The organism is Pseudobutyrivibrio xylanivorans DSM 14809, from assembly GCF_900141825.1.
Taxonomy (GTDB): domain Bacteria; phylum Bacillota; class Clostridia; order Lachnospirales; family Lachnospiraceae; genus Pseudobutyrivibrio; species Pseudobutyrivibrio xylanivorans.
The window spans coordinates 1-22411 of the sequence record NZ_FQYQ01000007.1 but is presented as its reverse complement, the minus strand read 5'-3'; the positions used below and the strand labels follow the sequence as shown (position 1 = coordinate 22411).

Sequence of the window (22411 nt, the reverse complement as noted above, 5' to 3'; positions counted from 1 at the left end):
AGTTATCAGGCATTGGGTTTAAAGCGTAATAATAGATGAGCTGGTAGGAATCAAGCTCTTATGTTTCTTGAGCGAATCGTGTTAGATGAGCGGAGAAATATAAGGCTTGTTGCCGTAACCAGCGGACTGGAAAGAGGTGATTTCGTGATAGAACTTGATCAGTTCAAGCAGCGACTTACGTCGCAAAAAAACTCTATGACGGAAGTGAGGGATTCACTTTGACGTCGCAGCCAAGAAAGCTCGCATAGAAGAGCTTGAGCGCGAGATGGAGGCTCCAGATTTTTGGACAGATGCTACCACATCTACAGCCAAGATGAAAGAGCTCAAATCCATGAAGGATGACGTTGCAGTCATAGATAAGCTTGAAGACTTATATAAAGAAATAGAAGATTACATTGAGCTTGGAAATGAGGAAGAGGACCAGGAGATAGTTGATACTGTTGCTCTTCTTATAGAAGAGTTTGAAACAGATTTAGAGACTCTCAGAATGAAGACACTTCTTTCTGGCGAGTATGATGGTGATAGTGCCATTGTTACATTACACTCAGGAGCAGGCGGTGTTGAGGCTTGTGATTGGGTACAGATGCTTTACAGAATGTACAGCCGCTGGGCTTCTGATATGGGCTTTGCTTTGGATGAGCTTGATTACCAGGAAGGTGATGAAGCGGGAATAAAATCAGTTACATTCCAGGTAAATGGTGAAAATGCCTATGGATATCTAAAATCAGAAAAGGGTATCCACAGATTGGTTAGAATTTCCCCATTTAATGCACAGGGAAAGCGACAGACATCCTTTGCCAGCTGTGATGTAATGCCTGATATCGAAGAGGATGTTGATGTAGAGATTAAGGATGAGGATATCCGTATCGATACTTATCGTTCATCAGGTGCCGGTGGTCAGCATATCAATAAGACAAGCTCGGCTATCCGCATTACCCATTTCCCAACAGGAATAGTTGTTACCTGCCAGAACGAGCGAAGCCAGTTCCAAAATAAGGACAAGGCTATGCAGATGTTGAAGACAAAGCTTCTTCTTTTAAAGCAGGAGGAGAACGCAGCCAAGGCCAGTGGTATTCGTGGTGAGGTATCAGAAATCGGATGGGGCAACCAAATCCGCTCCTATGTCCTTCAGCCTTACACCATGGTCAAAGATCTTCGCACAGGAGAGGAATCAGGAAATGCCGATGCAGTTCTTGATGGAAAACTCACACCGTTCATGAATGCGTACCTGAAATGGTTATCATTAGGTTGCCCAGACCGTGGCGCTAACGTAGACGATTAAACTAGCAAGTAACTATCAAGCTCTGAGTGTTACTCAAGCGAAGCTTTCTTCAGCTGAGCGGAGTAATATCTCAGGCTTGAGAGTGTAACTTGCGTAAGGTTTAGAATACTTTCACAATTTAATATGATAAAGTACTTGAATTTAGGTAGTGTTTAATGTTATTATCTTTGAAGCGTGTACAAATGTATTTGTACAAAAGACACTTGTGGAGGAGATATGGCAGAGAAGACTACCTATTTTGTTTTAAAAGAAAAAGCTGTACCAGAAGTATTGCTAAAGGTTGTTGCCGCTAAAAAGCTTATTGATACTGGTAAATGCGATTCAGTTCAGGAGGCTACCGAAAAGGTTGGCATAAGCCGTAGCTCATTTTATAAGTATAAGGATGACATTTTCCCATTCCATGAGGATATAAAGGGAAAGACTATTAATATGGTTATCCAGCTGGAGGATGAGCCGGGAATTCTATCCGGGGTTTTGGAAGAGATGGCCCATTTCCATGTGAATATTTTGACTATACATCAAAGTATTCCGGTCAATGGTTTTGCCACCCTTACTATTTCGGTGGATGTGCTGGAAGATTCGGGGGATTTCTCAGATCTTGTCAGTGCGATAGAGGCCGTTGATGGTGTTCATTATGTAAAAATTTTAGCAAGGGAGTGACAACAGGATGAAAGCAGCAATTATGGGATATGGAACTATCGGTTCCGGAGTAGCAAAGGTTCTTGAGACAAACAAAGACATCTTGGCAGAGAGAATTGGTGAGCCACTTGAGCTTAAATATATTCTTGACCTTAGAGATTTTCCTGGTGACCCTAACGAAAAATGTTTTGTTAAGGATTACAAGGAAATCGTAAAAGATAAAGATGTCAAAATCGTTGTCGAGACAATGGGTGGTGTTGAGCCTGCATTTACCTTTGTGAAGGCAATGTTGGAAGCTGGTAAATCAGTTACTACATCTAATAAGGCACTTGTTGCCGATAAGGGTGCGGAGCTGATGCAGATTGCAGAAAAGCACAATGTTAACTTTGTGTTTGAAGCAGCCGTAGGTGGCGGTATTCCTATTATTAGAACCCTGACTGCCTGCTTAACTGGTGATGTTATAGAAGAGATTGATGCTATCTGCAACGGTACTACTAACTACATGCTTACAAATATGGAGCAGTTTGGCAGTGACTATGCAGAGATTTTAGCGGAGGCACAGTCTCTTGGCTATGCTGAGAAGGACCCAACAGCAGATGTTGAAGGTTTTGACAGCTGTCGTAAAATTGCCATCCTTACATCTCTTATTACAGGAAAAAATGTTGATTTCAATGATATTCCTACAGAGGGAATCAGCAAGATTTCTGCTACTGATTTCAAATATGCTAAGGCTATGGGAAGAAGCATTAAGCTTATTGCCCGCAGCGTTAAGGTTGGAGATAAATATGCATGTCGTGTGGCACCATATTTAGTTAAGCCAGAGAACATGCTATATCACGTTTCAGGTGTTATGAACGCAGTCTCTGTAAAGGGAAATATGCTCGGTGAGTCTATGTATTATGGCGCTGGTGCAGGAGCACTTCCTACAGCATCAGCTGTTGTGGGGGATATGGTTTTCCTTGCGAAAAATGTGGACAAATATGTAAAGATTGGCTGGACATCAGAAAAGTATCAGCTTTCAGATCCAACCCAGGAGCAGTTCAGATATTTTGTTAGAGCCACAGCTTCACAGTCTAATATTGAAAATGAATTCGAGAATGTTGAATATGCTAACCTCGACTTGGATGATGAAGTTGGTTTCATTACTTCAGAGATGACAGAGCGTGAATTCAACGAACGTATTGCGGCACTTGGTGGAATAATATCAGTTATTAGATTGGCATAAGGAGAATAGACATGTACGTTACTTGCTTAGATTTAGAAGGTGTTTTGGTTCCAGAGATTTGGATTGCTTTTGCCGAGGCAACAGGCATTCCTGAGCTTAAAAAGACTACAAGAGATGAGCCTGATTACGACAAGCTCATGAATTATAGAATTGGTATTTTAAAAGAGCATGGACTTGGATTAAAAGAAATCCAGAATACTATTGCTACTATCGATCCACTTCCAGGTGCTAAGGAGTTTTTAGATAAGCTTAGAGCTTTTGGTCAGGTTATCATTATTAGTGATACATTTTCACAGTTTGCAGGCCCTCTTATGGAAAAGCTTGGAATGCCTACAATCTTCTGCAACGAGTTAATCGTTGGAGATAATGGTGAAATCACAGGCTACAAGATGCGCTGCGACAAGAGTAAGCTTACAACAGTAAGAGCTTTGCAGTCCTGTGGTTTTGAAACTATTGCCAGTGGCGACAGCTTCAATGATCTTGCAATGATTGAAGCATCAAAGGCAGGCTTCTTATTCAGAACAACAGATGCTATCAAGAAGGATTATCCACAGTATCCGGCCTTTGAAGAATACGACGACTTATACAACGCAATAATTGAAGTTCAAAAATAACAAAAGAGCAAGTTTTGGTATCTATTATCAAAACTTGCTTTAATTTTGCCAAAAATCTTTCTGTGTCGCACACTTGTCTATTTTATCTAAACATAAAATCCCTTAAACTCACGAAATTATACATAATTTACAGTTTGTTAATATCATAACAATGACAATTTTGAGCAATTATGTACAAGTAATGGTAATTATGTGAAAATTTTATGTTGAATTTTACCCAGGTGTCGTGTATCATTTACATATAAAAGTTAATAAATGCCCGTGAGAGATGAGAATGTGGCTGTGTCGAGAGTTGGAGCTCTTGTATCTTTAGGCATGTTCTTTTTTTGTGCCTAAAACAATAAGGGTAATAGAGGGAGTATAAATAGATATGCATAGAGACTTCATCGAAAAACTGGAAGCAAACCCAGTTATCGCAGCCATAAAAGATGATAAAGGGCTTGAGAAAGCGATTAAAACTGATTGTGAGATAATCTTCATACTATATGGAGATGTTTGCACGATTCCAGGTATCGTGGAACGAATCAAATCTTCAGGAAAAATCGCAATGGTTCATCTAGACCTGATTGCAGGCCTCAATAATACCAAAGAAATCTCGGTAGACTTTATCAAAAACAACACCAAGGCTGATGGGATCATCACCACCAAAGGTAATCTGATCGGAAGGGCAAAGGAGTTAGGCTTATATACAGTGCTTAGATATTTTGTGATTGACAGCATGGCTCTTGTTAATATAGAAAAGCAAGACCGGCACGGAGTATCTCAGCCAGATGTCATCGAAATTCTTCCAGGAATAGTCTTACCAAAGATTATCAAGAGAGTGAATAAAGCCAGTAGAGTTCCTGTTTTAGCAGGAGGTCTTATTGGCGACAGAGATGATGTAATGAATGCACTTAATAATGGGGTGCTTGCCGTATCTACTACGAACGAAGAGGTATGGGAGCTTTAAGTGATTCATATTTAGCCACTCCTTAGTATTAGCCAAAGCCACAAGGCAAAAGAAGGAGGAGTAATAATGGCAAAATATGTAATGGCGCTCGATGCCGGAACAACAAGTAACAGATGTATCCTTTTCAATGAGAAAGGTGAGATGTGCTCTGTTGCACAGAAGGAATTCACACAGTATTTCCCACAGCCAGGCTGGGTAGAGCATGATGCTAATGAAATCTGGCAGACACAGCTTTCTGTAGCACGTGAGGCTATGAGAAAAATTGGTGCTAAGTCAGAGGATATCGCAGCAATCGGTATCACTAATCAGCGTGAGACAGTTATCGTTTGGGATAGAGCAACAGGACAGCCTATCACACACGCTATCGTATGGCAGTGCCGTCGTACAGCTGACTGGGCTGAGCAGATGAAGGGAAAGATTCCAGGCATCGTTGAGAAGTTCCAGCAGAAGACAGGTCTTAAGTTTGACCCATATTTCTCAGGAACAAAGATCCGTTGGATCCTTGATAATGTAGAGGGCGCTCGTGAAAGAGCAGAGAAAGGAGAGCTTTGCTTTGGTACTGTAGATTCATGGTTAATCTTCAAGCTTACAAAGGGCAAAGTACACGTTACAGATTACTCTAACGCTAGCCGTACATTATTATTCAACATCAACACTCTTGAGTGGGATGATGAGCTTTGCCAGATTCTTGATATTCCAAAGAGCATGCTTCCAGAGGTTAAGCCTTCAAGCTGCATCTATGGTGAGTCAGATCCAGAATTCTTTGGCGGTCCTATCCGTATCGCTGGTGCTGCTGGTGATCAGCAGGCAGCTCTTTTCGGACAGACATGCTACAAGGAAGGCGAGGCAAAGAATACATACGGAACAGGCTGTTTCATGCTTATGAACACAGGTGAGAAGCCAATCTTCTCTAAGAATGACCTTCTTACAACCATCGCATGGGGATTAGATGGAAAGGTTACATACGCACTTGAAGGTTCTGTATACGTTGCTGGTGCTGCTATCCAGTGGCTCCGTGACGAGTTAAAGATTGTAGATTCTTCACCAGATTCAGAGTACTTCGCTACTCGTGTTAAGGATACAAATGGATGCTATGTTGTACCTGCTTTCACAGGTCTCGGTGCTCCTTACTGGGATCCATACGCACGTGGAGCTATCACAGGTCTTACACGTGGTGTAAATAAATATCACCTTATCAGAGCAACACTTGAGTCTCTTGCTTATCAGACATACGATGTTCTTCATGCTATGGAGCTCGACTCTGGAAAGCATCTTACAGCTCTCAAGGTTGACGGTGGCGCATCAAACAACAACTTCTTGATGCAGTTCCAGTCTGATATCATCAACACTGACGTTCTTCGTCCAAGCTGTGTTGAGACAACAGCTATGGGTGCTGCTTACCTTGCAGGTCTTGCAGTTGGATATTGGAAGAGCAAAGAAGACGTTATCCAGAACTGGTCGGTTGATCGAGAGTTCAAGCCAGAGATGACAAATGCTGATAGAACAGCTGCTCTTAAGGGCTGGGCAAAGGCTGTAGCAGCTACACGCGGCTGGGCTAAAGAATAAGTCGTTAAAAAATTGAACAATAAGCACCCTTCGGAAAGTTGGCAAGCGCGAGCAGGAAGGCTCCATGCCGGGGAAGGAGGGTGCCCCTTTAGGGGAGTTCCCTTGCCCGAGTATGGAAGTTGGCCTGCGGGAGCATGTTATATTTATTGGGTGCTTATAAATATTATATTTTAAGTAAGGGGGAAATTTTTATGTCAGTTTATGTAGGCGAGTTTATAGGTACTATTTTACTGGTATTACTCGGAGATGGTGTTTGCTGTAATGTTTCATTGAACAAGTCAGGATTCAAGGGCGGCGGAGCTGTTCACATCCTTATCGGTTGGGGAATGGCAGTTATGGTTCCTGCATTTGCAATGAGCAACTTCACAGGATGTCCTTCAGCATTCAACCCTGCAGTTACAATTGGTATTGCAATTAGATCAGGTGACTGGAGCACAGTTCCTGGACAGATTGTTGCACAGATGCTTGGTGGTTTTGTTGGCGCAGCTATCCTTATTCTTCTTTACAGCGATCATATCAAGGCAACAGCTGAAGATGATGTTGTTAGAGGATGCTTCTGTACAGCACCTTCAATTCCAAATCAGGCTTTGAATTTCCTTTCAGAGTTTGTAGCTACATTTGTACTTGTATTTACACTTGCTCTTATTCCAGCAGGTTCTGACCGTACAGTTTGGGTACTTGTTTACGGCGTAATCGTTGCTTGTGGTGCTTCATTTGGTGGTCTTACAGGATACGCAATGAACGCAGCAAGAGATACAGCTCCTCGTATTGCTTACCTTTGTCTTGCACCAAACTTTGGCAAGAAGAACGGTAACTGGAGCTATGGTTGGATTCCAGCAGTAGCACCTATCTGCGGCGGTATTGTTGCATCGCTTCTTTATAATGCACTTGCAGCTGCTCAGATGTTTGGCTAAAATATAAATATAATTAAATAGTGGTTCATTGAGGCGAGAGAATAATGAGACTACGGGGGACGTAGTTTATTTCTCTCGCCTTATTTTATAAGTTTTATTAGAAGGAGAAAAAATATGTTGTATGATGTCATAATCATAGGCGCAGGCGTTTCAGGAAGCGCAATTGCAAGGGAACTCTCACGTTTCGAAGCTAACGTCTGTGTTCTTGAAAAGTGTGAGGATGTATGTGAGGGTACATCAAAAGCAAATTCTGCAATTGTTCATGCAGGTTTTGATGCTGCAGCAGGTTCGTTAATGGCTAAATTAAATGTACGTGGAAATGAGATGATGGACGACCTTTGCCGTGATTTGGACATTCCGTTCAAACGAAATGGATCTATGGTTGTTTGCATCCATAAGGAGGCACTCCCAGGACTTCAGGACCTTTATGACAGAGGCGTTAAAAATGGTGTAAAAGGATTAAAGATTCTTACACGTGAGGAGGCTCTTAAGATGGAGCCAAACCTTTCAGATAATGTTGAGGGGGCTTTATATGCACCAACTGGCGGTATCATCTGCCCATTCAAGCTTTGCATTGCAATGGCAGAAAACGCAAATGTAAACGGAGTCGACTTTAGATTCAATACTAAGGTTGAGAATATTGTAAAAGATAAAGATGGATTATGGCACATTCGCACCAACAATGGTGAGTATGTTTCTAGATATGTAGTAAATGCAGCAGGTGTTTATTCTGGTGTTATCCATAACATGGTTAGCAAGGATGATGATAAGATTGAAATCATTCCTCGTCGCGGAGACTATTGCCTCCTTGATAAGGAAGTGGGTGGTCATGTTAGTCACACAATCTTCCCACAGCCTACTAACCTTGGTAAGGGTGTTCTTGTATCACCTACTGTTCACGGCAATCTTATCGTTGGTCCTACAGCTATCGATATCGAAGATAAAGAAGGTACAAACACAACAGCTGACGGAATCAATGACCTTATTGCAAAGGCAAATGACCACGTAAAGAACCTTCCAATGAGAAAGGTTATCACATCATTTGCAGGCCTTCGCGCGCACGAGGCTCGTCACGAGTTTATTATCGGCGAAGTTGATGGCGCCCCACACTTTATTGATTGTGCAGCCATCGAGTCACCAGGTCTTACATCAAGCCCAGCTATTGGTGAGATGGTAGGAAATATGTTAAAGGATATGATGGGACTTACTCCAAAGGCTAACTGGATTAGCACACGTAAGGATGTTATGAACCCAGCAGACCTTTCAGTAGAAGAAAGAAATGAGTTGATTAAGAAAAATCCAGCATATGGTAACATCATTTGCCGCTGTGAATCCATTTCAGAGGGAGAAATTCTTGATGCGATTCATAGACCTTTAGGTGCTCGTTCTCTTGATGGTGTTAAGAGAAGAACACGTGCTGGAATGGGAAGATGCCAGGCAGGCTTCTGTTCTCCTAAGACAATGGAAATTCTTCATAGAGAGCTCGGCCTTAAGTATGAAGAGATTACAAAGAGCGGTGGACGTTCAAACATTGTTATTGAGCGCACCAAGAATCAGAAGGGAGGCGAGCAGTAATGTTGAATTATGATATTGTTATTGTTGGCGGTGGCCCAGCAGGTCTTGCAGCTGCAGTTGCAGCAAGAAACGCTGGTGTAGATAAAATTCTTATTTTAGAGAGAGATAAAGAGCTTGGTGGTATCCTTAATCAGTGCATCCACAATGGTTTTGGTCTACACACATTTAAAGAGGAGCTTACAGGCCCAGAGTATGCTTACCGTTTCATCGAGAAGGTCCTCGACGCTAAGATTGAGTACAAGCTCAACACAATGGTAATGGATATTTCAGGTGATAGAGTTGTTACGGCTATGAGCCGTGAGGATGGTATGTACCAGATTAAGGCTGGCGCAGTTATCCTTGCAATGGGATGCCGCGAGCGTCCAAGAGGAGCTTTAAACATTCCAGGCTACAGACCAGCTGGTATCTTCTCAGCAGGTACAGCTCAGCGTCTTGTTAATATCGAAGGTTACATGCCTGGTCGTGAGGTAGTTATTCTTGGCTCTGGTGATATCGGACTTATCATGGCACGTCGTATGACACTTGAAGGGGCAAAGGTAAAGGTTGTAGCAGAGCTTATGCCATACTCAGGAGGCTTAAAGAGAAATATAGTTCAGTGTCTTGATGACTTTGGTATTCCACTTAAGTTGAGTCACACAGTTGTTGATATCGAGGGCAAGGAGCACCTTACAGCAGTTACAATTGCAGCAGTTGATAACAAGGGCAAGCCAATCCCAGGTACAGAGGAAAGATATACTTGCGATACTCTTCTTCTTTCTTGTGGACTTATTCCAGAGAATGAGCTTTCGAGAACAGCAGGTGTTGAGATGAGCCCTATCACAAGCGGCCCAGTTGTAAATGAGTCTCTTGAGACAAATATCCCTGGCGTATTTGCCTGTGGTAACGTTCTTCACGTACATGATCTTGTTGATTATGTTTCTGAGGAAGCAGACAGAGCAGGTCAGAACGCCGCTAAGTTTGTTAAGGGAGAGCTTTCTGATGGAGCAGCTGACATTGAAATTGTTGCAACAGAAGGCGCTCGCTATACAGTTCCATCTACAATTAATGTAGACAGAATGGATGATAAGCTTACAGTTCGTTTCCGTGTTGGCGCAGTTTATAAAGATTCATATGTAAGTGTTTACTTCGATGACGAGAGAGTAATGCACAATAAGAAGCGTATCATGGCACCAGGCGAAATGGAGCAGGTTATCCTTCTCAAGGACAAGCTTGCTGAAAAGCCAGGTTTAAAGAAAATCACAGTAAAGATTGAAGCAGAGTAAAAGGAGGCGGCAGATAGATTATGGAAAAAAGAGAATTAACATGTATCGGCTGTCCAATGGGTTGCCAGATTACAGTAGAATTAGAAAATGGCGAGGTTTTATCTGTAACAGGTAACACTTGCAAAATCGGCGAGAATTACGCTAAAAACGAAGTAACACATCCTGAGAGAACAGTTACATCTACAGCTGTTATCTTAGGAGGGGATAAGCCACGTGTTTCAGTTAAGACAAAGTCCAACATTCCAAAGGACAAGATTGCTGACGTTATGAAGGAGATTGATGCAGCAGTCATGAAAGCTCCAGTTCATATCGGAGATGTAGTTGTTAAAGACGTTTGCGGAACCGGCGTAGATGTTGTAGCAACAAGAAATGTAGAGGCACTATAAAATGAAAATGACTGGCACTTAGTGTCAGTCATTTTTGTATTATTCAGAAGAATTATCAAAAGACTTCCTATTTCAGGGCTTGACTATTTGAAAAAAGAGTACTATAACATAGTCGAACACGAGAAACAAACGAAACGCCAATTGAATATCGACATTCCGCAAATTTCCCTGCTCAAATATTTGTATTTTAGGAGGAAGAGACAAATGGATACTTACAAGGTACAAAGACGTGACATGGAAAAGAAAGCAAAGAGGTTGAGAAGAGAAGGCTACGTTACAGGTAACCTGTTCGGTAGAGATATCGAGCAATCAATCCCACTCCAGTTCGAGGTTAAAGAGGCTGAGGCTCTTAGGAAGAGTAAGCACACTCAGATGACCCTTGACTTGGAAGGAAAGAAGTACAATGTGTTATTAAAGGAATTGCATTTCGATGCAGCAAAGCATCAGATTTTAGAGATGGATTTCCAGGAGCTCGTAAAAGGCGAGGTTATCCATGCAACAGCAGAGGTTGTTCTTGAAAACAAGGAAGCTGTTACAGAAGGTGTTTTAGAGCAGCTGCTTTCAGAAGTTGCTTACAAGGCAAAGGCTGAGGATGTAGTTGAGAAGATTGAAATTGATTGTAGTTCACTTAGACTAGGTGATACAGTTACAGTTGCTGATTTGGCAATAACAAAGAACAAGAAGGTTGAAGTAACCACAAGAGCTGATCAGGTAGTTGTTGAGGTTATTGCAGCAAAGAATAAAGTTGCAGATGCAGAGGAAGAAGAGGATTCTACTCAGGCAGCATCATAGAGAGTTATCAATATGGAGTCTCCGCTCGGAGGCTCCTTTTTATATGGATTTTGACAAGTGGGAGTTAGTATGATGAAGTTGCTATCCCAATCCATTTTTAATATACTTATCTAGAAAATAATTCTAGGAGAGTATATATGAAAAAACGAATCATAGGTCTTGATATCCTGCGTGATATCGGAGTAATTTTTATATTCTTTTATCATTTCTTTGTTGAGTACATAGTTACAGCTGGTGGCACAGATGGTGCAATGTTTGGCTACAATTATTTCTTCAATATTTTGGCTCGTCCAGCCAGCTTGTTTTTGTTTGTAATTTCAGGCTACGCCCTAATGTACAATCATGAGGACGAGCTTCCCCTTGGAAAATATTATTTAAGAAGGTTTAAGGGACTGTTCATTCCATTTTATGTAGCATACACATTGATGTTTGTGGTTTGCTTTTTAGTAAATAATCAGGTGGTAGGACACGATCTTCCTATTAGCAGATTCCTCTTCACCCTTGCGGGAATAGATGGAGTTGCACAGCTTGTCACAGCAGATTTTTATCTCATAGGAGAGTGGTTCATGTCCTGCATAGTAATTTGCTATGCTCTGTTTCCAGTTCTTGCAAAATTACTTAAGAAATTTAAATTCATCACACTTGCAGTTTTATTGGTATGGTATGTCATTGCTCTTCTTGTGTACAATCCATTCCCATTTACACAGTTGATGAATCCTCTTTTCATAATTGTGTATTTCTACATTGGGATGCTTCTTCAGCAGCTCGGAGATGAAAAGATTAACACAAAGCTAAGATTAGTATGTGCAGTCCTTTCAGCACTGATATTTATATATTTCTGCCTCATAGGCTTTGTTCCATCCTTAGAATGGATGAAGCTTACTCAGGAACAAAACGAGCTTATTTATTTTGCAATCAGTATGACAATGCTTGTTGCACTTCGTGATGTGGAAATCCCATCCGACAAATTCGTATATACGTTAATAACTTACATCTCTGGCATTAGCTGGTATGTGATTTTATTACATCATAGAATAATGATTTTATTCTATTCACATTTATCGGTAGAAGCTTACAATCATCGAGAAATCTTTGCGTTGCTCTTAGCGTGCATATTCATCACCTGGTCAGCGTCAATTCTCGTTCGTAATCTTTCATCACGTGTGAAGAAAATTTTTAAATAGGAGTACATCATGGATATTACTAAAAAAATAGCAACTGAATTACAGGTTCGCCCACAGCAGGTTGATGCTGCAATAAAATTATTAGATGAGGGCAACACAGTTCCTTTCATCTCACGATACAGAAAGGAAGTTACAGGCGGTCTTAATGACGAGCAGCTTCGTGCTCTCTCAGAGCGTCTCACATATTTAAGAAACCTTGAAGATAAAAAAGCTACATGCCTTGCTTCTATCGAAGAGCAGGGACTTCTCACAGAAGAGCTTAAAAAGGCAATTCTTGAAGCAGAGACACAGGTAGCTGTTGATGACTTATATCGTCCTTACCGCCCAAAGCGTCGCACTCGTGCAACTATCGCTAAGGAAAAGGGCTTGGAACCACTTGCAAACATCATCATCCTTCAGATGACAGATAAGTCCCTCACAGACGAGGCAAAAGCTTTCATCAATCCAGAAAAAGAGGTTAATACACCTGAGGAAGCTATTGCAGGTGCCTGCGATATTATCGCTGAAAGCATTTCTGACGATGCAGATTATCGTACCTGGATTCGTGAAAAGACTTTCAAGAATGGCCGTATTGTTTCAAAGGCAAAGGATGCTGAGGCAGAATCAGTTTACGAGAATTACTATGATTATGATGAAGCTATCGCAAAGCTTCCAGGACACAGAATCCTTGCTCTCAATCGTGGTGAAAAGGAGAAAATCCTCAAGGTGAGCATTGAAGCTCCTGTCGAGGATATTCTTAACTACCTTCAGAAGAAAATCATCAGTCGCGATAACGTAAATACGAATCAGGCTCTCATCGATACAATCGAGGATGCATACACAAGACTTATTGCACCTTCTATTGAAAATGAAATTAGAAATAACCTTACAGAGATGGCAGAGGACGGAGCTATCAAGGTATTCGGAAAGAATCTTACACAGCTTCTCATGCAGCCTCCAATTGCTGGCCGCAATGTCCTTGGTTGGGACCCAGCTTTCCGTACAGGTTGTAAGATTGCGGTAGTTGATGCAACAGGAAAGGTTCTCGATACTACTGTTGTTTATCCAACAGCACCTCAGAACAAAGTTGAGGAGACAAAGAAGGTTATCAAAGGCCTTATTAAGAAATACAACGTATCTCTCATTTCTCTTGGTAATGGTACAGCCAGCCGTGAGTCTGAGCAGATTATTGTAGATATGCTTAAAGAGATTCCCGAAAAGGTTGAATACATTATTGTAAATGAGGCAGGTGCTTCGGTTTATTCTGCCAGCAAGTTAGCTACAGAGGAGTTCCCTAATTTCGACGTAGGACAGCGTAGTGCTACATCCATGGCGCGTCGTCTTCAGGATCCACTTGCTGAGCTTGTAAAGATTGATCCAAAATCTGTAGGTGTTGGTCAGTATCAGCATGACATGAATCAGAAGAAGCTTGATGAGACTCTCGCAGGCGTAGTAGAGACTTGCGTTAACGCCGTAGGTGTAGATCTTAATACAGCCTCAGCTTCACTTTTAGAGTATGTTTCAGGTATCAACAAAACTCTTGCAAAGAACATTGTTGAATACCGTGAGGCTAATGGTCGTTTCAATTCACGTGCTGAGCTTAAAAAGGTACCAAAGCTTGGGCCAAAAGCCTTCGAGCAGTGCGCAGGCTTCATGCGTATTACAGGTGGAAAGAATCCACTTGATGCCACAGCTGTTCATCCAGAAAGCTATGATGCAGCTAAAGCACTTCTTGAGAAACTAGGCTTTGATACAAAGGATATTGCAGCAGGCACACTTAAGGATATCCACAAGAGCATTTCTGACATAAAGGCTTTATCCACAGAACTTGGCGTTGGTGAGATGACTTTAGAGGATATTGTTAAGGAGCTTGAAAAGCCAGGCCGTGATCCTCGTGAAGATATGCCAAAGCCAATCCTTAAGAGCGATGTTCTTGAGATGAAAGATCTTAAGCCAGGCATGCAGCTTAAGGGTACAGTTCGTAATGTAATCGACTTTGGTGCTTTCATTGATATCGGTGTTCATCAGGATGGATTAGTACATATTTCTCAGATGACAGACCGTTATATCAAGCATCCGCTTGAGGTGGTTTCAGTTGGAGATATCGTTGATGTTGAGGTTTTATCTGTTGATGAAAAGAAGGGCAGAATTGCACTCACGATGAAGCTCAATAAAGCTAAGAAAGGTTAAAGGTTTAAGTGTTGTAATCCTATACAGATATTAACAACTGAAATTGTCATATTTTTACAAAATAATACTCTTAAAGGGGCAAACTGTTGACATTAATTACTAGTAATTCTATACTTTCCTTAGTCGAGAAAAGTAACAGTGAGTTTGCTTTTTAGGAGATAAGGTTTGAGTGAGTCGTTAGGGGTTTCGACTCGCTCTTTTTTGTTTCTATTCAGAGCAAAGTAAAAATATGGACGCCAGGGAATGCTTGCATTCACTGGCGTCCATATTTTTACTTTGCGAGAACCTTACATGAGCAAAAGAAAAGCAGCGCAGCTGCGATTTTGCGAATGTAAGCTGAATAGAAACAAAAGCTAAAAGGTTTATGCAGAGAGCAAAAGCAGCGCAGCTGCGATTTTGCGAATGTAAGCTGAATAGAAACTATCTAGAATAGAAACTTGTTGAAATAATTATATATATGATAAAATAAAGAAAAATAGGGAGAATACGTGCATTATGGAAAACATTAGCTTTGAAACCCAAATAAAAGAAGAAGATTTATTCAGATTCAATTGGCACCATGCCTTAGGACAGCGTATCATGTCCCTTACACTTGGAATACTATTACTACTTGTATTAATGCTAAAATTTGATACATTACCAGTGTTTTGGCGAATGGCATATGTTTTATTTGCTGCAATTATTATTTTTTACATGCCATTTACCCTGAAGACCAGAGCTAAGCTTCAGATGCAGCAGGAGGTGTTCAAGCACCCGATTAAGTATCAGCTTAAGGATACAGGCATTGTTGTATCATCGCCTACTTCAGAGGAGCCAGCAGAGCTTCCATGGGAGTATGTATTCAAAGTAGCCACTTGGAAGGAGTATCTTCTTATTTACAGCAACAGGGTAAATGCTTATATCATTCCAAAAGAAGACATTGGAGATGTGTATGAACCAGCTGTTGATTACATTAAAAATCACGTAGAGGATTACAAATTACAAATAAAATGATAGAAATATTCGAAACTAATTCACCAAAAGAAACAGATGCCCTTGGCAGAAAGCTTGGCGAAGCAGCCACACCAGGGCAGGTATTTACACTTATTGGAGATTTGGGTGTTGGCAAGACAGTGTTCACTCAGGGGTTTGCCACAGGTCTTCACATTGATGAGGCCATCTGTAGCCCTACCTTCACTATTGTGCAGGTATACGACACAGGCAGATTGCCTTTCTACCATTTCGATGTATATCGTATAGGCGATGTAGAGGAAATGGATGAGATTGGTTACGAGGATTATGTATATGGAGATGGAGTCTCACTTATCGAGTGGGCAAATCTTATCGAAGACATTCTTCCAGAACACTACACTCAGATTACTATCGAAAAAGATTTAGAAAAGGGATTTGACTACCGCAGGATTACGGTAGAACAGATATAGAATATGAAGATTTTAGGAATAGATGGCTCAGGTCTCGTTGCCTCAGTTGCCATCGTAGAAGACGATAATTTAATTGGTGAGTACACTACAGGCTATAAAAAGACTCATTCGCAGACTTTACTTCCAATGCTTGATGAACTCAAAAAGATGGTAGAACTGGATCTTAATTCAGTAGATGCTATTGCAGTAGCTGCAGGCCCTGGTTCGTTTACAGGACTTCGAATCGCCAGTGCCACAGCAAAGGGCTTGGGACTTTCACTTGGTTGCCCAATCGTTTCTGTACCTACAGTAGATGCTCTTGCTTACAACATGTGGGGAAACGACGGAATTATTTGCCCTATCTTAGATGCAAGACGTGGTCAGGTATACACAGGTCTTTATAAGTTTGAACAGTCCGGTGAGTTCACAGTTGTACACGCTCAGTGTGCAGTTGATTTTACCGAAATAGCAGAAAAGATAAATGAAGCTGGTCAGCCAGTTACCTTCCTTGGTGATGGGGTGCCAGTTTTCAAAGATAAGATTAAAGAAATCATTAAGGTTCCATACAGATTTGCGCCAGCGCACCTTAACCGTCAGCATGCTTCATCAGTAGCGTGCCTCGGTTCAATCTACTATGCAAATGGTGATTGCGAGATTGCAGCAGATCACAGACCAGAATACCTTCGTCTTTCTCAGGCAGAAAGAGAGCGTATGGAAAAGGAAGGAAAAGCTTAATGGCTTTCACATACAGATTTGCAAATGAAAAGGACCTTCCATCGATAGTAGAAATCGAAAATGAAGCCATGAGCTGCCCTTGGTCTTTGAAGTCTTACGAAGAAGCAATTTCCTCAGATCATTCATTTATAATGGTTGCAGAGGATGATGGTCAGATAGCAGCATTCAGCGTTTTCTATCTAACCCCTCCAGAGGCAGAGCTTCCAGATATTGTTGTAGATGAAAAATATCGTGGCCAGGGACTGGGTCGTCAGCTTCTCACCAAATCATTAGAAGAGCTTGAAACGCGTGGAATCGACACCATCTTCTTAGAGGTGCGTGTCAGCAATACCCCAGCTCGTCGTTTGTATGAAAGCTTCGGTTTCGAAGAAATTGGCGTTCGTAAATATTTCTACTCCAATCCAGTGGAAGACGCCATTTGCATGAAATTTGAAAGGACTATTTAATGTTAGACGTTTGTTTACTAGGCACAGCAGGCATGATGCCGCTGCCTAATAGATGGCTCACTTCATGTTTATTTAGATTCAATGGAGAGGGCTTGTTAGTGGATTGTGGAGAGGGTACACAGGTTGCTCTTCGAGAAGCGGGCTTCTCACCGAACCCAATCTCTATTATATGTATTACACATTACCATGCTGATCATATCAGCGGACTGCCAGGATTGCTACTTTCCATGGGTAATTCAGACAGAGTTGAACCAATTACTATCGTAGGTCCTAAGGGGCTTGAAAAGGTGGTTAATTCTCTCAGGGTAATTGCTCCGGAGCTTCCCTTTGAGATTAAGTTTCACGAGATTACAGAAGCAGATGAACGCTTCGAATTATTAGGCTACCATATCCATGCATTCAGAGTTAACCACAATGTACTCTGCTACGGATATACGATAGACATTCCAAGAAAAGGTCGATTTGATGTAGAAGCAGCCAAATCTCTTGGACTTCCTGTAACACTATGGAATCCGCTTCAAAAGGGCAAGACAGTAGAACACGAAGGAAAGACCTATACTCCTGAAATGGTTATGGGAGATGCCCGCAAGGGTATAAAAGTTACCTATTGTACAGACACTCGTCCTACCAAATCCCTTGTGGAGGCGGCGGCGAACTCAGATCTTCTTATCTGCGAGGGCATGTATGCAGAGGAAGATAAATTAGCAAAAGCAAAACAGAATAAGCATATGACCTTCTATGAGGCGGCTCAGGTTGCCAAGGATGCAAATGTAAATGAGCTTTGGCTTACACATTTCTCACCATCCATGACAGGTCATAAAAGATATATGAAAGCTGTCTGTGATATTTTTCCACAGGCTAAGCTCGGGGAAGATGGCAAGTTCTTAGAATTGGATTTTGCGGAGGAGTAATATGAAAAAGGTACTGCGAATAGGAATAGCGGTTATCTGTATGGCATGCCTTATTGTAGGCTACTATACCTATCTGTCACGTCGTAATGCCACGGCTAAAGCAGATGAAAATGTAGAGTTATCCGAAGTGCAGACTATCATTTCGAAGAATTTTAAGAATGATTATCCTGCCACACCTAGAGCGGTAGTAAAATGGTACAATCGAATTATTTCAGCCTACTATTCAGAGGATTATGATCAGGGTCAGCTTGAAAAGATGGCGGATCAGGCCAGATTTCTCATGGATGATGAGCTATTGGCATACAATCCAAGGGATACATATCTAGCTTCTCTTAATTTAGAAATACAGGATTTTAAGAACCGTTCGCGAACCATAGTTTCAGCGACGGTCAGTGATTCTAAAGAGGTTCAGTACAAAACTGTTAATGGTTATGAGTGTGCATTCGTCTCCACGAACTATTTCATCAGGGAAGGGAGTACCTATGAACGTACCTACGAGGACTTCTGTTTGAGAAAGGATAAAAATGGTAACTGGAAAATCCTTACATGGAGGCTGTCTTCAGAGGATAAAGTAAATGGATACTAAAGAGATAAAAATATTAGCAATTGAAAGTTCCTGCGATGAGACTGCGGCTGCGGTAGTTATCAACGGAAGAGATGTTAGAAGTAATGTGATATCCACACAGATACCACTTCATACACTTTATGGTGGCGTTGTTCCAGAAATCGCATCACGTAAACATATAGAACGTATTAATCAGGTTATAGAGCAGGCTCTTGAAGAGGCTGACATGGGCTTGGAGGATATGGATGCTATTGCGGTTACCTATGGTCCTGGTCTTGTTGGAGCACTTCTTGTAGGTGTTGCAGAAGCAAAGGCTATCGCATTTGCGGAGCAGCTACCTCTTATTGGAGTCCATCATATTGAAGGTCACATTAGCGCTAATTACATTGAGAACAAAGAACTGAAGCCGCCATTTCTTTGCTTGGTAGTTTCAGGTGGTCACACACATCTTGTTCGTGTGGCTGATTATGGTAAATATGAAATCCTTGGCCGCACCAGAGATGATGCAGCTGGAGAAGCTTTTGATAAAGTTGCACGTGCCATCGGATTAGGCTATCCAGGTGGTCCTAAGATTGAAAAAGCAGCTCACGAGGGTGATCCTTTTGCGATTCAGTTTACACGACCTAAGGTTTCTGACGGAGTATATGATTTCTCCTTCAGCGGTTTGAAATCTCAGGTTTTAAATTATATTAATGGTGCGCAGATGAAGGGTGAGACTGTGAATGAGGCTGATGTAGCGGCGTCATTCCAACAGACTGTAATTGACACTTTGTGTGAACATGCAGCCCTTGCCATTGATGAATTTGGCATGGATAAATTTGCAATCGCCGGAGGCGTTGCATCCAACCAGACTCTTAGAAGTGCCATGGAAAAGATGTGTCAGGAGAAGGGGGTAGAATTCTATCATCCATCGCCTATACTTTGTACAGATAATGCAGCCATGATTGGTGCAGCAGCATATTACGAGTATCTTGCTGGTCGACGTGATGGTTGGGATCTTAATGCTATACCAAATTTAAAATTAGGTGAGAGATAATGAATAAATTTACGGCAATAGTTCTTGCAGCTGGCAGCGGAAAGCGAATGGAACAGGAGATTCCAAAACAATATATGAGATTAGGAGATGCACCATTGATGGTGCATTGCTTACGGACCTTTCAGGAAAGTAAAGTCACACAGATTGTTTTGGTAGTTGCACCTGGTGACGTGGAAAAATGTCGCAAGGAGATTATTGAAAGATATCACATTACTAAGTGTGTAGCCATCGTAGAAGGTGGTGAGGAACGTTATAATTCTGTGTATGCTGGACTCCAGGCAATCAATGATGGATATGTACTCATTCATGATTGCGCCAGAGCCTTTGTTTCTATTGATGTTATTCACAGATGTATGTCGGCAGTTACTCTTTACGAGTCATGTGTTGTTGGTATGCCTACAAAGGATACAGTTAAGCTCACAGATGATCATAGAAAGGTTCTTGATACCCCAGACAGAAGTAATGTATGGATAGTGCAGACTCCTCAGTGTTTTGAGTACAATCTTATCCGCGGTGCATATGATAAGGTGATAGCATCAGCTGATACTTCTATTACAGATGATGCCATGATTGTAGAAAAGGCAACGGACCATGATGTGCATATGATTCCTGGTTCTTATATGAACATCAAAGTAACTACTCCTGAGGACATTGCATTTGGCGAAGCAATCCTTAGAAATAAGCACTAAATCTTGTGATATATAGACCAAAATATATATGCTAGAAAAGTTAGGAAAAATGTGCTATTGTCGCAATATTCCGAATTCAAAAATTTATAAAAAAACTTACAATATTTTGTTGACATATGGGTAGACGGATGGTATTATACTATTCGTGTCCGAGAGATACAGATGCAGAGGTATCGAAGTGGTCATAACGAGGCGGTCTTGAAAACCGTTTGTCCGCAAGGGCGCGTGGGTTCGAATCCCACCCTCTGCGTTAAGGCAATCGCGAAAGCGGTTGCCTTTTTTGTTTATAAATGTTACTTAGAATAAGTGACTCCTTGCCGCTATGAATAATTTTAGGTGCAAAGCACCGAGAAAGAACTCTGTAAGAGTTCAATTATGAATGCGGTAGGGGGGCGCGAATAGGATTATTGTCAGGGAGGTAGGATATGTTATATTTTTCATGTGATTATGCTGAAGGGTGTCACCCTAAAGTTCTTGAAGCGTTAACAGAATCAAATCTTGTTTCAACACCAGGATATGGTGAAGATAAATATTGTGCGGAAGCGAAGAAGAAGATTCGTGATTATATTAAATGTCCAAATGCAGATATTTATTTTCTGGTAGGAGGCACACAAACTAATCAGGTCGTAATAGATTCTATGCTTTCTAATTATGATGGAGTAGTTGCCGCAGCAACTGGCCACGTGGCTTGTCATGAGGCGGGTGCTATAGAGTACAGCGGCCATAAGGTTATAACATTACCTGCCCACGAGGGAAAGATTGATGCTGCCGAGTTAAAAGATATGTTAGAGACTCATTATGCAGATGACAGCTATGAACATATGGTTAATCCCGGAATGGTATATATATCTTATCCAACTGAGTATGGAACACTATATTCTCGTAGCGAGCTTGAAGCTGTTTCTTCTATATGTAAGGAGTATGACATTCCATTGTTTATAGATGGAGCTCGCTTGGCATATGGCTTGGCAGCCCAGGATGAGTTAACAATGGCGGATATTGCTTCTTTTGCGGATGTATTTTATATAGGAGGAACAAAAGTAGGAGCTCTTTTTGGTGAGGCAGTTGTATTCACTAAAGGAAATACCCCTAAGCATATGATTACTCAAATCAAACAGCATGGAGCACTTTTGGCAAAAGGCAGACTCCTTGGTGTGCAGTTTGGTGCATTATTTACAGATGACCTATATATGGAAATGGGACGTCACGCTATTTCACAGGCTACTATAATAAGAGAGGATCTTCGTCAAAAGGGATATCAGCTTTTTATGGAGAATCCTACAAACCAGATCTTTGTTGTCATGGAGAATGAGGCGCTTAAAACATTTGGAGAAAAGGTGGCCTATGGCTTCTGGGAGAAGTATGATAATAGTCATACAGTAATACGAATTGCAACCAGTTGGGCGACTTCAGATGAGGCGGTAAATGCCCTAAAAATGATTCTGTGAAAAAAGTGAAAAAATATCGAAAAAGATGTTGACACATAAAGGGCTGGGTGCTATTATAAACAAGCTGTCGCGTGAGCGAAAACACTTGAAAAAGTGATAGTTATAACTCACAAAAACAGCTGAAAAAATTAGTAAAAAGTGCTTGACAAAAAGCCATCCACTTGATACTATATACAAGCTGACGCGAACGAGCTCAGCCCTTGGTTTTTCTAAGAAAATCAAGAAAATAAATTAAAAAAGTTGTTGACAAACAGCCAGCATCGTGATAATATAAACGAGTTGCTGCTGAGAGCAACACAAAGTGAAGATTGATAACTGAACAGTGAAACAAACCTTGAATTAATACAAGTTTTTAAAACATGTATCCTTGAAATTCATTTAGTTTCTAAGACGAAACAAAAACCTTTATTAGTAAAGAAGTCAGTTTTATACTGATTCGGAATTAAACTTTTTAACATGAGAGTTTGATCCTGGCTCAGGATGAACGCTGGCGGCGTGCTTAACACATGCAAGTCGAACGAAGCAATTTCTTACGATCCCTTCGGGGTGACGAGTTATTGACTGAGTGGCGGACGGGTGAGTAACGCGTGGGTAACCTGCCTTGTACAGGGGGACAACAGTTGG

General features: G+C 41.3%; 22 protein-coding genes, 1 tRNA gene and 1 rRNA gene. All 24 read left to right on the top strand.

Going from position 1 to position 22411, the window contains the following annotated elements; genetic code table 11:
- Positions 1-144 precede the first annotated feature (144 nt).
- Positions 145-1282, top strand: a protein-coding gene (gene prfB, locus BUA88_RS06785; RefSeq protein ID WP_143151407.1) for a peptide chain release factor 2 whose coding sequence is annotated in 2 segments (ribosomal slippage) — positions 145-219 and positions 221-1282 — 1137 coding nt in all. Because the reading frame shifts where the segments join, the coding sequence is not laid out codon by codon here.
- Between the two features lie 216 nt (positions 1283-1498).
- The gene (locus BUA88_RS06780; protein ID WP_072914828.1) at positions 1499-1942 is read left to right on the top strand and encodes an ACT domain-containing protein; all 444 of its coding nucleotides are present in this window, start codon (positions 1499-1501) and stop codon (positions 1940-1942) included.
- 7 nt (positions 1943-1949) lie between these two features.
- Positions 1950-3146, top strand: coding sequence for a homoserine dehydrogenase (locus BUA88_RS06775; RefSeq protein WP_072914825.1), 1197 nt, complete (start codon positions 1950-1952; stop codon positions 3144-3146).
- An 11-nt stretch (positions 3147-3157) separates the two neighbouring features.
- A complete protein-coding gene (gene thrH / locus BUA88_RS06770) occupies positions 3158-3760 on the top strand; it encodes a bifunctional phosphoserine phosphatase/homoserine phosphotransferase ThrH (protein ID WP_072914821.1) in 603 nt (200 codons plus the stop codon).
- A 370-nt stretch (positions 3761-4130) separates the two neighbouring features.
- Positions 4131-4709 carry a glycerol-3-phosphate responsive antiterminator gene (locus BUA88_RS06765; RefSeq protein ID WP_072914816.1) on the top strand — a complete coding sequence of 193 codons (579 nt, stop codon included), beginning with the start codon at positions 4131-4133 and terminating at the stop codon, positions 4707-4709.
- Between the two features lie 66 nt (positions 4710-4775).
- Positions 4776-6275 (top strand): glycerol kinase GlpK, encoded by a 1500-nt coding sequence (gene glpK / locus BUA88_RS06760; protein WP_072914813.1) that lies wholly within the window; start codon positions 4776-4778, stop codon positions 6273-6275.
- A 191-nt stretch (positions 6276-6466) separates the two neighbouring features.
- Positions 6467-7189, top strand: coding sequence for an MIP/aquaporin family protein (locus tag BUA88_RS06755; protein WP_072914810.1), 723 nt, complete (start codon positions 6467-6469; stop codon positions 7187-7189).
- 117 nt (positions 7190-7306) lie between these two features.
- Positions 7307-8764 (top strand): NAD(P)/FAD-dependent oxidoreductase, encoded by a 1458-nt coding sequence (locus BUA88_RS06750; RefSeq protein WP_028248285.1) that lies wholly within the window; start codon positions 7307-7309, stop codon positions 8762-8764.
- On the top strand, positions 8764-10026 hold the full coding sequence (locus tag BUA88_RS06745; protein WP_028248284.1) for an NAD(P)/FAD-dependent oxidoreductase: 1263 nt from the start codon (positions 8764-8766) through the stop codon (positions 10024-10026). Before BUA88_RS06750 ends, BUA88_RS06745 begins: the two co-directional genes overlap by 1 nt.
- Before the next feature lie 20 nt (positions 10027-10046).
- A complete protein-coding gene (locus BUA88_RS06740) occupies positions 10047-10412 on the top strand; it encodes a DUF1667 domain-containing protein (RefSeq protein WP_072914806.1) in 366 nt (121 codons plus the stop codon).
- Between the two features lie 204 nt (positions 10413-10616).
- Positions 10617-11204, top strand: coding sequence for a 50S ribosomal protein L25 (locus BUA88_RS06735; protein WP_072914802.1), 588 nt, complete (start codon positions 10617-10619; stop codon positions 11202-11204).
- Between the two features lie 137 nt (positions 11205-11341).
- The gene (locus BUA88_RS06730; protein WP_072914798.1) at positions 11342-12388 is read left to right on the top strand and encodes an acyltransferase family protein; all 1047 of its coding nucleotides are present in this window, start codon (positions 11342-11344) and stop codon (positions 12386-12388) included.
- A gap of 9 nt (positions 12389-12397) precedes the next feature.
- Complete coding sequence (locus tag BUA88_RS06725) at positions 12398-14557, top strand: Tex family protein (RefSeq protein ID WP_072914789.1); 2160 nt, start codon at positions 12398-12400, stop codon at positions 14555-14557.
- A gap of 495 nt (positions 14558-15052) precedes the next feature.
- Complete coding sequence (locus BUA88_RS06720) at positions 15053-15550, top strand: YcxB family protein (RefSeq protein ID WP_072914785.1); 498 nt, start codon at positions 15053-15055, stop codon at positions 15548-15550.
- Positions 15547-15978, top strand: a complete 432-nt coding sequence (tsaE, locus tag BUA88_RS06715; RefSeq protein WP_072914782.1) for a tRNA (adenosine(37)-N6)-threonylcarbamoyltransferase complex ATPase subunit type 1 TsaE — start codon at positions 15547-15549, stop codon at positions 15976-15978. Before BUA88_RS06720 ends, tsaE begins: the two co-directional genes overlap by 4 nt.
- Positions 15979-15981: 3 nt before the next feature.
- Entirely contained in the window at positions 15982-16692 is a 711-nt protein-coding gene (gene tsaB / locus BUA88_RS06710) for a tRNA (adenosine(37)-N6)-threonylcarbamoyltransferase complex dimerization subunit type 1 TsaB (RefSeq protein WP_072914777.1), read from the top strand.
- Positions 16692-17138: a ribosomal protein S18-alanine N-acetyltransferase gene (gene rimI / locus BUA88_RS06705; protein WP_072914773.1), complete on the top strand. Its 447-nt coding sequence runs from the start codon at positions 16692-16694 to the stop codon at positions 17136-17138. Before tsaB ends, rimI begins: the two co-directional genes overlap by 1 nt.
- Positions 17138-18049, top strand: coding sequence for a ribonuclease Z (locus BUA88_RS06700; RefSeq protein WP_072914768.1), 912 nt, complete (start codon positions 17138-17140; stop codon positions 18047-18049). Before rimI ends, BUA88_RS06700 begins: the two co-directional genes overlap by 1 nt.
- 1 nt (position 18050) lies before the next feature.
- A complete protein-coding gene (locus BUA88_RS06695; RefSeq protein ID WP_072914764.1) occupies positions 18051-18635 on the top strand; it encodes a DUF6715 family protein in 585 nt (194 codons plus the stop codon).
- Positions 18625-19650: a tRNA (adenosine(37)-N6)-threonylcarbamoyltransferase complex transferase subunit TsaD gene (gene tsaD, locus BUA88_RS06690; RefSeq protein WP_072914759.1), complete on the top strand. Its 1026-nt coding sequence runs from the start codon at positions 18625-18627 to the stop codon at positions 19648-19650. Before BUA88_RS06695 ends, tsaD begins: the two co-directional genes overlap by 11 nt.
- Positions 19650-20339, top strand: a complete 690-nt coding sequence (ispD, locus tag BUA88_RS06685) for a 2-C-methyl-D-erythritol 4-phosphate cytidylyltransferase (protein WP_072914755.1) — start codon at positions 19650-19652, stop codon at positions 20337-20339. Before tsaD ends, ispD begins: the two co-directional genes overlap by 1 nt.
- A 164-nt stretch (positions 20340-20503) precedes the next feature.
- Positions 20504-20589 (top strand) — tRNA-Ser (locus tag BUA88_RS06680).
- A gap of 175 nt (positions 20590-20764) precedes the next feature.
- Complete coding sequence (locus BUA88_RS06675) at positions 20765-21787, top strand: threonine aldolase family protein (RefSeq protein ID WP_072914750.1); 1023 nt, start codon at positions 20765-20767, stop codon at positions 21785-21787.
- Positions 21788-22239: 452 nt separating this feature from the next.
- Positions 22240-22411 (top strand): 16S ribosomal RNA (locus tag BUA88_RS06670); the annotation flags it as partial.

What these genes read in the sequence shown, in the direction of transcription:
- BUA88_RS06780 (WP_072914828.1), top strand. Translation starts at nt 1,499, where the DNA reads ATGGCAGAGAAGACTACCTATTTTGTTTTAAAAGAAAAAGCTGTACCA.
- BUA88_RS06775 (WP_072914825.1), top strand. Translation starts at nt 1,950, where the DNA reads ATGAAAGCAGCAATTATGGGATATGGAACTATCGGTTCCGGAGTAGCA.
- thrH (WP_072914821.1), top strand. Translation starts at nt 3,158, where the DNA reads ATGTACGTTACTTGCTTAGATTTAGAAGGTGTTTTGGTTCCAGAGATT.
- BUA88_RS06765 (WP_072914816.1), top strand. Translation starts at nt 4,131, where the DNA reads ATGCATAGAGACTTCATCGAAAAACTGGAAGCAAACCCAGTTATCGCA.
- glpK (WP_072914813.1), top strand. Translation starts at nt 4,776, where the DNA reads ATGGCAAAATATGTAATGGCGCTCGATGCCGGAACAACAAGTAACAGA.
- BUA88_RS06755 (WP_072914810.1), top strand. Translation starts at nt 6,467, where the DNA reads ATGTCAGTTTATGTAGGCGAGTTTATAGGTACTATTTTACTGGTATTA.
- BUA88_RS06745 (WP_028248284.1), top strand. Translation starts at nt 8,764, where the DNA reads ATGTTGAATTATGATATTGTTATTGTTGGCGGTGGCCCAGCAGGTCTT.
- BUA88_RS06740 (WP_072914806.1), top strand. Translation starts at nt 10,047, where the DNA reads ATGGAAAAAAGAGAATTAACATGTATCGGCTGTCCAATGGGTTGCCAG.
- BUA88_RS06735 (WP_072914802.1), top strand. Translation starts at nt 10,617, where the DNA reads ATGGATACTTACAAGGTACAAAGACGTGACATGGAAAAGAAAGCAAAG.
- BUA88_RS06730 (WP_072914798.1), top strand. Translation starts at nt 11,342, where the DNA reads ATGAAAAAACGAATCATAGGTCTTGATATCCTGCGTGATATCGGAGTA.
- BUA88_RS06725 (WP_072914789.1), top strand. Translation starts at nt 12,398, where the DNA reads ATGGATATTACTAAAAAAATAGCAACTGAATTACAGGTTCGCCCACAG.
- BUA88_RS06720 (WP_072914785.1), top strand. Translation starts at nt 15,053, where the DNA reads ATGGAAAACATTAGCTTTGAAACCCAAATAAAAGAAGAAGATTTATTC.
- tsaE (WP_072914782.1), top strand. Translation starts at nt 15,547, where the DNA reads ATGATAGAAATATTCGAAACTAATTCACCAAAAGAAACAGATGCCCTT.
- tsaB (WP_072914777.1), top strand. Translation starts at nt 15,982, where the DNA reads ATGAAGATTTTAGGAATAGATGGCTCAGGTCTCGTTGCCTCAGTTGCC.
- rimI (WP_072914773.1), top strand. Translation starts at nt 16,692, where the DNA reads ATGGCTTTCACATACAGATTTGCAAATGAAAAGGACCTTCCATCGATA.
- BUA88_RS06700 (WP_072914768.1), top strand. Translation starts at nt 17,138, where the DNA reads ATGTTAGACGTTTGTTTACTAGGCACAGCAGGCATGATGCCGCTGCCT.
- BUA88_RS06695 (WP_072914764.1), top strand. Translation starts at nt 18,051, where the DNA reads ATGAAAAAGGTACTGCGAATAGGAATAGCGGTTATCTGTATGGCATGC.
- tsaD (WP_072914759.1), top strand. Translation starts at nt 18,625, where the DNA reads ATGGATACTAAAGAGATAAAAATATTAGCAATTGAAAGTTCCTGCGAT.
- ispD (WP_072914755.1), top strand. Translation starts at nt 19,650, where the DNA reads ATGAATAAATTTACGGCAATAGTTCTTGCAGCTGGCAGCGGAAAGCGA.
- BUA88_RS06675 (WP_072914750.1), top strand. Translation starts at nt 20,765, where the DNA reads ATGTTATATTTTTCATGTGATTATGCTGAAGGGTGTCACCCTAAAGTT.